We start from the raw sequence: 11,723 nt of genomic DNA, 5'->3' as shown, positions 1-11,723 counted from the left end.
TCCGCACACCAAGGAGATTCCAGATGAGACGCAGAACAAGGCTCGCGGCGGCGGTCGCTGCCGCGGCCCTCACCGCGGGCACCGCGGCGTGCTCGGTCGAGGACAGCTCGGCCGGTGGCGGGAACGGCACGATCAAGGTCGCGCTGAGCGCCGGGGTGGACATGCTCGACCCGCAGCGCTCGTCCAGCGGGCCGGACCTCGCCGTGATGAACCAGATCTACGAGACCTTGCTCGACATGGACACGACCACGCACCAGCTGAAGCCGAAGCTCGCCACGTCCTGGAACCTGGTCAACGACACGACCTGGCGGTTCGAGCTGCGCCAGGGCGTCAAGTTCACCAACGGGGAACCGTTCAACGCCCAGGCGGTCAAGTACTCGATCGAGCGCATCCTGGACCCGAAGACGACCTCGTCGGTGAGCGCCAGCCAGATCTCGTCCATCGCGCAGGTCAACGTCGTCGACGACGACACCGTCGACATCGTCACCAAGTACCCGAATCCCTCGCTGCCGCTGCGGATGCAGCCCAACGGCGGCACCGGCCGGGTCTACATCGTGCCGCCGAAGTACTTCAGCGAGTCCGATTTCGGCACCGTCGCGGACAAGCCGGTGGGCACCGGTCCGTACAAGCTCGACGCCTGGAACAAGGGCCAGTCGGTGACGCTGTCCCAGAACCCCGAGTACTGGGGCGAGAAACCGGACGTGAAGGGCGCGACCTACTCCTTCGTGCCGGAGTCCAAGACGCGGGTCGACGCCCTGCGCGCGGGCGAGGTGGACCTGATCGAGCGGATCCCGGTCGAGGAGGTGCAGAACGTCGAGGACGCGGACGGCGTGCACGTCGCCTCCAGCCCCAACGGGCTCGTCTACACCGTCCTCCTCGACATGCGCAAAGCGCCGTTCAACGACCCGAAGGTGCGCGAAGCGTTCGTGCACGCCGTCGACGTCAAGGGCATCGTCGACGAACTGCTCAAGGGCCACGGGCGGGCGCTCAGCGTCCCGATGAGCCCGAACGTCAAGCAGTACGACAACTCCATCCAGCCGTACTCCTTCGACCCGGCGAAGTCCAAGGAACTGCTGAAGGAAGCGGGATTCCCGGACAAGCTGACCGTCGAGACCAAGACCTCGGAAGGCCGGTACCCGGCCGACAAGCAGATCTACGAGGCGATGAACCAGCAGCTGAACCAGGCCGGTTTCGACATCAAGCCGCAGAAGGTCGAGTGGGCCCGGCTGATCAACCAGATGACCAGCGGCAGCGCGGGCCCCTTCTACATCATCGGCTGGGACTTCGGCGAGGAGGACGCCAGCAAGCTGGACTCCTTCATCAAGACCACCGCGACCTCCAGCATCGCCCGGCTCCCCGAGTACGACGCGCTGTCCGACCACGCCAACCGGACCACGGACGAGGCGAAGAACCGCGAGCTCTGGCAGCAGGCCCAGAAGGTCATCCACGACAACTACGCGGTGGGCGCCATGTGGCAGGCGGACGCCATGTACGGCCTCCGGGACGGCTTGGAGTGGAAGCCGGAACTCGGCGAAGGAATCTTCCTCAAGGACATCAAGCTCAAGTGAGGGCGAAACGTCCAGCGAGTCGTCGCGGGAAAGGAGGGGACATGACCTCACCGGAGCACGGCGGGGAAGGCCCGCTGCTGGTGGTCGAGCAGCTCTCGGTCGAATTCGCCACCCCGCGGGGCGAGGTCGCGGCGGTGAACGACTTCGGGCTGTCGATCGACCGCGGCGGCTCGGTGGCGATCGTCGGCGAGTCGGGTTCGGGGAAGTCCGCGGCGATGCGCGCGGTGCTGGGCCTGCACCAGCAGAGCAGGCGGGTGCGGATCCGGGGAACGGTCACCTTCGACGGGGTGGACCTGACCGGCGTCTCGAAGCGGCAGCTGCGCGAGATCCGCGGCGACCGGATGGCGCTGATCGCGCAGGACGCGCTGTCCTCGCTCAACCCGTCGCTGACCGTCGGCTACCAGATCACCGAGGCGCTGCGCATCAGGAAGGGGTGGAATGCGGCGCGGTGCCGGCAGCGCGCGGTCGAACTCCTCGACATGGTGGGGATTCCGTCGGCGGCGGAGCGCCTCAAGGACTACCCCCACCAGTTCTCCGGCGGGATGCGGCAGCGGGTTCTGATCGCGACCGGGCTCGCGCTCGACCCGGACCTGCTGATCGCCGACGAACCGACCACGGCGCTCGACGTGACGATCCAGGCGCAGATCTTGCAGCTGCTGCGCGATCTGCGCGAGGAGACCGGCATGGCGCTCGTGATCATCACCCACGACATGGGCGTCGTCGCGGAGATCGCGGAACGCGTCGCGGTGATGTACGCGGGCCGCGTGGTCGAATCCGGCGGGATGCGCGACGTCTTCAACTCGCCGCGCCACCCCTACACCGAAGGCCTGCTCAACGCCGTACCCCGCTCGGACCGCCGCTCCGAACGCCTCGTGTCGATCCCCGGCTCGCCGCCGAGCCCGACGAACTGGCCGAGCGGATGCCGGTTCCACACCCGCTGCGCCTACGCGCGCGACGAGTGCGCGTCGGTTCCGGTCGGCCTCGAACCGGTCGGGCCGGGCCACGACTCCGCCTGCCGATACTGGGAGGAGAACTTCCGTGCTGTCAGCTGAGGCGAGCATCGCCGCCGAGGACCGGGTGGTGGACCCGGTGCTGTCGGCGGACGACCTGGTGAAGTCCTATCCCGGTCACCGCAAGGGCGACCTCGTCCAAGCCGTCCGGGGCGTCTCGCTGAGCGTCCCGGCAGGCAAGACGATCGGTGTCGTCGGCGAGTCCGGGTGCGGCAAGTCGACGTTGGCGCGACTGCTGGTCGGGCTGGAAGAACCGACCAGCGGCTTGGTGTCCATCACCGGGCAGCGGGTGGACCGCGTCGGGCGGCGCCAGCGGGACGCGTTGATGCGGCGCGTGCAGATGGTCTTCCAGTCGCCGTTCACCTCGCTCGACCCGCGGATGACGGTGCTGCAGATCATCCGCGAACCGCTGGACGTGATGCGTCCGCGGGGATCGCGCGCCGAACGCGTTCGACGTGCCGAAGAGCTGATGGACGCCGTCGGTCTGCCCGACTACCTCGCGGACCGGCGACCCGGTGAGCTCTCCGGCGGCCAGCAGCAGCGCGTCGGTCTGGCCCGCGCCCTGGCCTCGGGCTCGGACGTGGTGATCTGCGACGAACCGGTCTCCGCGCTCGACGTGTCGATCCAGGCGCAGGTGATCAACCTGCTGAAGGACCTGCAGGAGCAGCTCGGCGTCGCCTACATCTTCATCGCGCACAACCTGAGCGTGGTCGCGACCATCTCGGACTACATCGCGGTGATGTACCTGGGGCGAGTCGTGGAGTACGGCTCCACCGACGACATCTACGACGACCCGAAGCACCCCTACACGAAGGCGCTCCTGTCGTCGGCGCCCGTGCCCGTCCCCGACGCGAACGCGCAGGAGTCGCGGATCGTGCTCGAGGGGGACCTCCCCTCACCCGCGAAAGTGCCGTCCGGCTGCGCTTTTCGCACCCGGTGCTGGAAGGCGCAGGACATCTGCGCATCGCAGGACCCCGCGCTCGAGCAGTCGGATTCCGCGGCGCGCTCGGTCGCGTGCCACTTCCCCGAGTGACCGTCTTCAACGGCGAGGAGAAAACCGATGGATGACAACGTGAACAGCACCACGTTGCGCGTGCGGCTGCGCGCCGACGACACCAAGTACGCCGGGGGCGTCATCCCGGCCGCGCACTACATGCAGCTGATGTCCGACGCGGGCGCGATGCTCGGCGTGCTGCGCGGCGAGTCCGCCGGATACCTGGCCCGCTGGGAAGGCGTCGACTTCACGTCGGTGTGCTACGTCGGCGACTACATCGAGGTGCGGTGCGAGCTGGTGCAGAAGGGGAACCGGTCCCGCCGGATGCGCGTCGAGGTGGTGAAGCTGATCAGCACGGATTCCGGTGGTCGCGGCCAGACGACGAAGGGCGTCGTGCACGAGCCGCCGGAGGTCGTCGCCCGGGGCGAGTACGTCAGCGTCATCCCGCGAGCCGACCTCGAGTAGCGGAGGACCGCGCGGAGCGCCTGCGGGCGCTCCGCACTTCCGCCGAGGAGACCTGGAACTTCGCGGGCGCGGGCCCGCCGGATGGTGGGGTGGTACCGGATGGACGCGGATGTCGCAGTCGTGGGAGTCGGCAGCATCGGCAGCCTGGTGATGTGGGAACTCGCTGGTCGGGGAGTCGACGTGATCGGCTTCGAGCAGCACGCGCCCGGGCACGACCGCGGTGCCGCGGGCGGTGAGACGAGGTTGTTCCGGGTGGCCTACTCCGACGGTGCGGCCTACATCCCGCTGCTCCGTCGATCGCGCGAGGCGTGGCTGCGGCTCTGCGAGGAGTCGGGGCACCGCTTGTTCGAGCCGTGCGGGGGCCTCACGATCGGCTCACCGCAACAGCGGCAGATCCTGGACCTGCAGGCGAACGCCGCCGCCGAGGGCGTCCCGGTCGAGGTCCTGTCCGCCGGGGAGATGGCGGAACGCTATCCGCAGCACCGCCTGCTCGACGGGGAGATCGGCGTGTTCGACGCGGCGGCGGGAATGGTGCGCTGCGACCTCGCCGTCCTCGCGGCCGCCGAGGTGGCCCGGGCGCGCGGTGCGCAGGTGGTGGCCCGCTCGCCGGTGGTGACGGTCCGACCCGGCCGGGACGCCGTGCACATCGACACCGCGGACCGGACCTGGCGCGTCCGCCAGGTGGTGATCGCGGCCGGTTCGTGGTCCGCCGGGTTCCTCCCGGCGCAGTGGGCCTCGCGGGTCGAGCCGCGGCGCATCGCGCTGGGCTGGTACGCCCCCGAAGCCGTTGCGCAGTACCGGCCCGAGGTGTACCCCGTGGTCATCCGCGTGACCCACGACCTGTTCCTCTACGGGGCACCCACCGTCGACGGCGCGACGGTCAAGGTCGGGGGAACGCAGCAGGCCCGCGCGATACCGGACCCGGACTCGTTCGACCGGCGGCACTCCCGGGAGGAGACCGAGGTGGCCCGCGAGGTCATCTCCGAGTTCTTCACCTCGCTGCGCCCGGAGCCGCTGCGGATGGACGCGTTCACCGACCTGTACACGACCGACGAGCGCCCGGTGCTGGGACGCGTCGGGGACGAAGGCCGCGTCGTGGTCGCCACGGGCGGCTCCGGCCGCGGCTTCAAGATGGCGCCGGCGCTCGCCGCCGCAGCCGCCGAGGCGGTCGTCGACGGCACTGACGCGCCCATCCCGTTCATGTCCCCGACCCGATCCGCGCCCGCCTGACGACGTCGTGAGCGCGAGAACCGGGTGGTGGCGGGTTTGGCGCTCACGACCGGTCACACCGCCTTCACCGGCTGCCGGAGGATGGTTTTGAGCTTCTCGGGTGGGGTTCGGCGGGGGTCGCTGAGGTAGATCTCGTGGTGGTCGCCGTTGAAGGTGAGGCCGTGGTCGGGGAAGTAGTGGTTGTGCAGGCGGTCCAGGGTGGGGGTCTCGTCGTCGTAGGAACCCCTGTGCAGGATCTGGACGCAGGTCCCCTCGGTGAGGGTGAGCAGGTGGACGCCCTCCAGGGCGGGGTTGTCCTTCTTCTTCGCGACGGCGGCTGCGGACGTTCTGATCATGTCGTCGGTGATCCAGTCCGGCTGGTTGATCAGCATCGTCCAGTCCCAGGTGTCCTTGCGGCGCGCGACGAAGGCGTTGGGGTCGTCCGCTCGCCACAGGCCCTCGAGCGGGGCGACCACGAAGTCCCGGTCGAGGATCTTCTTGCTGGCGAACTTCAGCGCGTACGCCACTCCGTAGAGGGCTGCGACCGCGTTCGCGTACGCCGGTGAGGTGTTCGGGTCGCCGTGGCCGTCGACCGCCAGGTACCGGAACTCGGGTACGTCGACGATCGTGAAGTCCTTCGCGGACGGGGCGTAGAGCCGCTTGTGCGTCTTCTTGACGTCGTACTTGTCCACCGCGTCTCCTCCTCGGGCGCGTTCGGTGACGTCGGCCCTGGGCGTGGGAGCCGCATTCGCCTCGGGCAGGCCGCCACCTTAGTGCTGGAACCGGTGGCGCGTTGCTTTTCGCCGGTCGATGGGGCGCTGACCGCGGAAACTAGACTGGGCGCATGCGCAGGGTCGTGGGCAAGAACGTCGTGGAGTTCTCCGCGGAGCAGTTCGACGAGATGTTGGACGAGCACACCGCCGGGGTCGTCCTCGACGTCGGTGCCGGCAACGCCAAGCACGCCTACCACATCGCGCGCGCGGAGCCGGACAAGCTGGTGATCGCGCTCGACGCGGCCAAGGACAACATGCAGAAGGTCGCCGGGAAGACCAAGGTGTCCCCGGCCAAGGGCGGGGCGCCGAACCTGCTCTGCGTGTGGGCCTCCGCCGAGAAACCGCCGTCCGAGATCCACGGCGTCACGGAGCTGCACTCGCTGATGCCGTGGGGGAGCCTCCTGCGCGGCATGCTCGGCTCCGACACGGACATGCTGCTGGGGCTCGCGAAGCTCTGCGTGCCCGGCGCGGAGTTCCTGGTCACGCTCAACCTGCACGCGTGGCGTCCGCCCGTACCCGAGGTCGGCGAGCACCCGGAGCCGACGCCGGACTCGGCGATGGAGCAGCTCGCGCCGTACTACGCGGAGGGCGGCTGGACCTTGGACGCAGCCAGGTACTTCGGCGCCGAGGAGCTGAACGCGCTGGCCACCTCGTGGACCAAGCGGCTGGGCTCGACCCGCGACGAACTCGACGTGCTCGGTCTCACCGGCGTCATCGGGAAGGCGTGATGGCGGGCGTGCTCCTGCGCATGACGTGCCGCGGTCACGCGAACATCCGCGCCACGCACGGGAAAACCCTGGAGTTCGCGGTCGACCCGGAGATCACTCCGCGGGCGACCTGCGTGGTCGGGGTCGCCGCTGAGGTCCACGAGCTCGACGCGCCGGGGATCGCCGGGCCGGTGCGGATCACCATCAGCGCCGGGGAGCGCAGCGCGACCGTGCGCGCGGTCGCGAACTCGATGTGGCGCCCGGGATCGACGGCCGTGGTGCGGCGGAGCTCCGAGCGGATGGCGAACACGTTGGCCACCGACGCGGACCTGGCGGCGAGCACGCTGCCCCGTGAACTGCTCGACGGGCTCAGCGATCCGGAGTCCGAAGTGGACATCACGGTGGAACGCGATTTCGACGTCGCCGGTGGGCTCGTCTTCTTCCACGCTCGGGAAAGCGACGTTCTGCGGCTCGGTGCGGAGATCGCCGCAGCCTCCTCCGTGGTCGTCGAGGACCAGGTGGCGCGCTCCCTGGTCGACTCGGCGCGGGGCGAGGACCGCCGGGCGCCCGTCATCGATGCGCGCAAGGCCGACCAAGGGCGACTCCGCGCTGCGTTGGAACAGGGCGAACGGGTTCTGGTGGTGTCTTCGAGCAGCACCCGCAGCGACGTGGTCGCCCGGCTGTCGAGCGCGGACGTGCCGTTCGAGGTGATCGGCCTGCCGGCGCAGCTGGCAGTGGCCGCGACGTCGTCGAGCCGGGCGCCGGTGGTGCTGGTCGACGAGACCAACCGTCGCGGCATCGTCAAGGCCGTCCGCCGGCACGCGAACGCTGCGGTCGTCTTCCGGTGCGCCGCCGATCAGCTGTCCGGGATCGTCGAGGACGCGGGGGAGCGCGGGGTGGCGACGTTGCCAGTCAATGCTTCTGAGCGGCCACGGCTGGGCTCGGAGCTCCCGTCCGGATCGGCCGACGTGTACTGCTGCATCGCGCCCGTCGACGGGGTGGGGGAGGACACCGAGGTCGACGCGCCTGGCCTGATCCGTTCCCTGCTCGACCAGGGCGTCTCGCAGAAGACGATCTCCCGGGCGCTGATGGACTCGGCAGGCTGGTCGCGCCGCCAGGCCTACGAGGTGGTGCTGGGCCTCACCAAGGGCGACAGCGAGGAGTGACCGGCGCCTGACCCATCGCTCGTGTGGGTTACGTGGTCTCCCAGGGGTGACTACTGCGTGTTTCGGTTCACCTCGTTTCGGCTGGACGGCACGGGGGGTGGGCCCGGAGACTGGGTGCCGGGCCGCCGATGAGGGCTCGAATCCACTCGGACTGATGTGCCGGTCCGCGGAATCGCTCTTTATCGATCCAGTTCGTCGTGTCCCCGAAGCGCGGCGAGCTGGGCCCCACCAACTCCCGTCCTTCCCCGAGAGGAGAACTGTGCCCTTCGCGCTGGTCGCACTCGCCGTTGGCGCCTTCGGCATCGGTACCGCCGAGTTCGTGATGATGGGCGTGCTGCCGCAGGCTGCCGCCGAGCTCGGAGTGTCCATCCCGACCGCGGGGAACCTGATCTCCGGCTACGCCCTCGGCGTCGTCGTCGGGGCGCCCGCGTTGACGCTGCTGGGCGCCCGGTTGTCCCGGAAGACCATGCTCCTGCTGACGATGGGCCTGTTCACCGCGGGCAACGCGCTCTTCGCACTGGCGCCCAGCGCCGGGGTCGGCGTGATCTTCCGGTTCCTGACCGGGCTGCCGCACGGTGCCTTCTTCGGCGCCGGGGCCGTGGTCGCCGCCAGCATGGCCGGCGCGGGCAACCGGGCCAAGGCCGTCTCGATGATGTTCATGGGCCTGACCCTGGCCAACGTCGTGGGCGTGCCGCTGGGCACGCTGCTCGGGCAGCAGTTCGGTTGGCGGGCCACCTTCGTCGTGGTCGCCGCGGTCGGCGCCCTCGGCGTCGCCGCCATCGCCCGGCTGGTCCCCGACCAGGGCCGACCCGCTGCCGGCCGGTCCGCGGTGCGCGAGCAGATCGCCGCGTTCCGCTCGCCGCAGGTGTGGCTGGCGCTGGCCATCGTCACCTTCGGGCTCGGCGGCACCTTCGCCGTGCTGAGCTACCTGACCCCGATCCTCACCGACGTCTCCGGCTACTCGCCGACCGCGGTCACGCTGGTCCTCGCGCTGGCCGGGCTCGGCATGACCGTCGGCAACTTCCTCGGCGGCCGGATCGCGGACAAGGCCGTGATGCCCGGCGTCTACGCCGCGCTGATCGGGGTCGCCGCGGTGCTGGGCGTGTTCACCTTCACCTCCGGCAACAAGATCACCGCAGCGGTGACGGTCTTCGCCATCGGCGCCGTCGGCTTCATGGTCGCGCCGATCATGCAGGCCCTGGTGATGGACAAGGCGGGCGGCGCGCCGTCGCTGGTGTCGGCGGCCCTGCAGTCGGCGTTCAACATCGCCAACTCCATCGGCGCCTACGCCGGCGGCCTGGTGATCGCGGGCGGCCTCGGCCTGCTGGCCCCGAACCTGGTCGGCGTGGGGCTCGCAGCGGTCGGCCTCGTCCTGGCCGCAGCCCTGGGCGGCCTGGACCGCAAGCGCCCAGCGATCCCGGAACCCGCAGTCGCCTCCCCGGCAGTCGCCTCCCCGGCAGTCGCCGAACCGACCGAGCCGGTCGCCGAACCGGTGGCGATGCCGCGGCCAGCGGCGGTGCCGCAGCCGGTCGCGGCCTGACCTCCGCGGCGCGCTTCGGCACGCTGGAGTCAAAATTCCATTGAAATCGGACGTCCAATTTCAATGGAATTTGCGTCCCCCCGGCACCTCCGTCGGAGCCCGTGAGTCTTTTGGGTCGCCATGGCAGCCCGAAGGACTCACGGGCTTTGTGCTGGGCTCCTGGTCGTCCGGCGGTTTCGGGAAAACCGGGTCACCTCGGGTGGTGGGATCGGTACGCTCCGGCGCGGAGGGGACGTGATCACCTCGGGGAGGCGACTGGATGAGCTGGAGCAGATCGGGATCGTCGACCGGCGGGTCGGTCGACCTGCGCACGGAAGTGCCGCACTCGGCGCGGATCTACGACTACCTGCTCGGCGGGCGGGACAACTTCGCCGTCGACCGGGACGCCGCCGCCGAGATCGTGCGGGCCGTACCGCACATGCGGACCTCGATGCGGGCCAACCGGGAATTCATGTGCCGGGCAACGAGGTTCCTGGCCGAGCGCGGGTTCCGGCAGTTCCTCGACATCGGCACCGGGCTGCCGACCTCGCCGAACCTGCACGAGGTGGCGCAGGACGTCGCGCCGGAGTCGCGGGTGCTCTACGTCGACAACGACCCGATCGTGCTGGCCCACGCCCGCGCGCTGCTGACCAGCGCGCCCGAGGGCAGAACCGCTTACGTGGACGCGGATCTGCGCGATGCGGGCGAGATCCTGGAGTCGGCGGAGTTCGCGGAGGTCTTCGACCTCGACCGGCCGGTGGCGCTGAGCCTGATCGCGATCCTGCAGTTCCTGCCGGACGAAGCCGAAGCGCTCGGCGTCGTCCGCCGGCTGCTGGACGCCCTGCCCAGCGGTAGCGCGCTGGCGCTGTCGACGGTGACCGCGGACAGCGCGCCCGGGGTGACCGACAGCGGCGTCGCCGCGTACCGGTCCAGCGGCATCAACACCAAGGCCCGCACCGCGGCCGAGGTGACGGCCTTCTTCGACGGGCTCGACCTGGTCGATCCGGGAGTGGTGCTGGTCCACCGGTGGCACCCGGACGAGGCCGAGGAGATCCCGGACGAGCAGATCTACATGTACGGCGCCGTCGGCATCAAGCCCTGAGTGCTTTTCTTTGAACTCGTTTTGCGGGGCGGTGCGGGTAGCGGAACCTCAGCGCCCGCCTGGTCTGCGGGTGCCCAGCCTTATGTATGCCAATACACGGCGGCTGGGCCGTCCTCGCCAGACGAACGCCGAGAACCCGCGGCGGTGCAAGTGCCGAGGGCGGGCCATGCGCCTGCGGCGCATCAAAGACAAAACGAGGATCGAAGAAATGCGCTGAGAGCTCGTCCGGCCTGCGCGTTCTGCCGCTCGGTCGTTAGCGTTGCGAAATGGGTCTGGTTCCCGCGCGTCCGGGCGCTTAGGGTCGGCCGCGACGGACCAGCGGTGGACGGAGCGGCCTTGAACCAGATCAGCAACACCGAGCACGCGACCGGCGTGGTGGACGACGACGGCATCGCCACGGTCACGATCCGCAACGCCAAGGTGCTCAACATCGTCAACAGCGCGGTCAGCGGTGAGGTGACCGCAGCGATCGCCGAGCTGGCCGAACGGCCCGAGGTCCGGGCACTGGTGCTGCGCGGGACCGGCGACCGGGCGTTCATCGGCGGTGCCGACATCACCGAGATGGCCACGTTGGAGCGGGGCAGCGCCGAGGTGTTCATCGACGGCCTGCGGCGGCTGTGCCAGGCGGTTCGCGACTTCCCGGCGCCGGTGATCGCGCGCATGCCGGGCTGGTGCCTCGGGGTCGGTGTGGAGGTCGCGGCGGCCTGCGATCTGCGGATCAGCAGCAGCACCGCGAAGTTCGGGATGCCGGAGGTCGCCGTCGGCATCCCGTCGGTGATCCACGCGGCCCTGCTGCCCAGGCTGATCGGCGGCGGTCGCGCCGACTGGCTGATGCTCACCGCGGAGAACATCGATGCGGAGACCGCGCTTTCGTGGGGCCTGGTGAACGAGGTCGTCGCCCCCGAGGAGCTCGACGACGCGGTGGCCCGCACCGCCCGCCGGCTCGCGGAGTTCGGCCCGGCGGCCGTGCGCCAGCAGAAGAAGCTGCTGCGTTCCTGGGAAGCGCTTCCCCTCGACCAGGCCATCGCGGACAGCGTCGCCGAGTTCGGCACCGCCTTCGACACCGGCGAACCGCAGAAGTACATGACCGAATTCCTGAACCGCAAGCGGAACTAGGCTGCGCCGGGTCGTGCCTGCTCGTAACGTGCCGCTCTCTTCGTCGTCGCCTTCGAAGTAGTTGACCTCGTCGATCTCGTCGACGTCTTGGTCG

The 11,723-nt window shown here is 69.9% G+C and carries 11 protein-coding genes; 10 read left to right on the top strand and 1 reads right to left on the bottom strand.

The features are described from left to right. The first annotated feature begins 23 nt into the window (after window positions 1-23). From ABTZ89_RS08795 to solA, 5 genes are all read left to right on the top strand, one after another. Window positions 24-1,568: an ABC transporter substrate-binding protein gene (locus tag ABTZ89_RS08795; RefSeq protein ID WP_351041972.1), complete on the top strand. Its 1,545-nt coding sequence runs from the start codon at window positions 24-26 to the stop codon at window positions 1,566-1,568. Window positions 1,569-1,609: 41 nt separating this feature from the next. Next, window positions 1,610-2,620 carry an ABC transporter ATP-binding protein gene (locus tag ABTZ89_RS08790; protein ID WP_351041969.1) on the top strand — a complete coding sequence of 337 codons (1,011 nt, stop codon included), beginning with the start codon at window positions 1,610-1,612 and terminating at the stop codon, window positions 2,618-2,620. 25 nt (window positions 2,621-2,645) lie between these two features. Then, the gene (locus ABTZ89_RS08785) at window positions 2,646-3,611 is read left to right on the top strand and encodes an ABC transporter ATP-binding protein (RefSeq protein WP_502949524.1); all 966 of its coding nucleotides are present in this window, start codon (window positions 2,646-2,648) and stop codon (window positions 3,609-3,611) included. A 27-nt stretch (window positions 3,612-3,638) separates the two neighbouring features. Further along, on the top strand, window positions 3,639-4,037 hold the full coding sequence (locus ABTZ89_RS08780; RefSeq protein ID WP_270948933.1) for a hotdog fold domain-containing protein: 399 nt from the start codon (window positions 3,639-3,641) through the stop codon (window positions 4,035-4,037). 99 nt (window positions 4,038-4,136) lie between these two features. Then, window positions 4,137-5,267, top strand: a complete 1,131-nt coding sequence (gene solA / locus ABTZ89_RS08775; protein WP_351041962.1) for an N-methyl-L-tryptophan oxidase — start codon at window positions 4,137-4,139, stop codon at window positions 5,265-5,267. A 53-nt stretch (window positions 5,268-5,320) separates the two neighbouring features. On the opposite strand, the gene ABTZ89_RS08770 is transcribed toward solA, so the two are convergent. Then, window positions 5,321-5,938: a GyrI-like domain-containing protein gene (locus tag ABTZ89_RS08770; protein WP_351041960.1), complete on the bottom strand. Its 618-nt coding sequence runs from the start codon at window positions 5,936-5,938 to the stop codon at window positions 5,321-5,323. A gap of 152 nt (window positions 5,939-6,090) precedes the next feature. On the opposite strand from ABTZ89_RS08770, the gene ABTZ89_RS08765 reads away from it, so the two are divergent. The 5 genes from ABTZ89_RS08765 to ABTZ89_RS08745 all read left to right on the top strand — a co-directional run bounded on the left by ABTZ89_RS08765 (window position 6,091) and on the right by ABTZ89_RS08745 (window position 11,629). Next, complete coding sequence (locus tag ABTZ89_RS08765; RefSeq protein WP_351041957.1) at window positions 6,091-6,747, top strand: hypothetical protein; 657 nt, start codon at window positions 6,091-6,093, stop codon at window positions 6,745-6,747. Further along, entirely contained in the window at window positions 6,747-7,892 is a 1,146-nt protein-coding gene (locus tag ABTZ89_RS08760) for a DUF371 domain-containing protein (protein WP_351041954.1), read from the top strand. Before ABTZ89_RS08765 ends, ABTZ89_RS08760 begins: the two co-directional genes overlap by 1 nt. 259 nt (window positions 7,893-8,151) lie before the next feature. After that, a complete protein-coding gene (locus ABTZ89_RS08755; RefSeq protein ID WP_351041951.1) occupies window positions 8,152-9,432 on the top strand; it encodes an MFS transporter in 1,281 nt (426 codons plus the stop codon). A gap of 259 nt (window positions 9,433-9,691) precedes the next feature. After that, window positions 9,692-10,513: an SAM-dependent methyltransferase gene (locus ABTZ89_RS08750; protein WP_351041948.1), complete on the top strand. Its 822-nt coding sequence runs from the start codon at window positions 9,692-9,694 to the stop codon at window positions 10,511-10,513. Window positions 10,514-10,849: 336 nt separating this feature from the next. Beyond that, entirely contained in the window at window positions 10,850-11,629 is a 780-nt protein-coding gene (locus ABTZ89_RS08745; protein WP_351041945.1) for an enoyl-CoA hydratase, read from the top strand. Window positions 11,630-11,723: the final 94 nt, after the last annotated feature.

Origin of the sequence: Saccharopolyspora sp. NPDC002686, from assembly GCF_040295745.1 — a bacterium.
In the GTDB taxonomy this organism is placed as follows: Bacteria; Actinomycetota; Actinomycetes; order Mycobacteriales; family Pseudonocardiaceae; genus Saccharopolyspora; species Saccharopolyspora oryzae.
The sequence above is the reverse complement of the archived record's forward strand: the minus strand, read 5'-3'. Positions and strand labels throughout refer to the sequence as shown.

What these genes read in the sequence shown, in the direction of transcription:
- ABTZ89_RS08765 (WP_351041957.1), top strand. Translation starts at nt 6,091, where the DNA reads ATGCGCAGGGTCGTGGGCAAGAACGTCGTGGAGTTCTCCGCGGAGCAG.
- ABTZ89_RS08760 (WP_351041954.1), top strand. Translation starts at nt 6,747, where the DNA reads ATGGCGGGCGTGCTCCTGCGCATGACGTGCCGCGGTCACGCGAACATC.
- ABTZ89_RS08790 (WP_351041969.1), top strand. Translation starts at nt 1,610, where the DNA reads ATGACCTCACCGGAGCACGGCGGGGAAGGCCCGCTGCTGGTGGTCGAG.
- ABTZ89_RS08795 (WP_351041972.1), top strand. Translation starts at nt 24, where the DNA reads ATGAGACGCAGAACAAGGCTCGCGGCGGCGGTCGCTGCCGCGGCCCTC.
- ABTZ89_RS08780 (WP_270948933.1), top strand. Translation starts at nt 3,639, where the DNA reads ATGGATGACAACGTGAACAGCACCACGTTGCGCGTGCGGCTGCGCGCC.
- solA (WP_351041962.1), top strand. Translation starts at nt 4,137, where the DNA reads ATGGACGCGGATGTCGCAGTCGTGGGAGTCGGCAGCATCGGCAGCCTG.
- ABTZ89_RS08750 (WP_351041948.1), top strand. Translation starts at nt 9,692, where the DNA reads ATGAGCTGGAGCAGATCGGGATCGTCGACCGGCGGGTCGGTCGACCTG.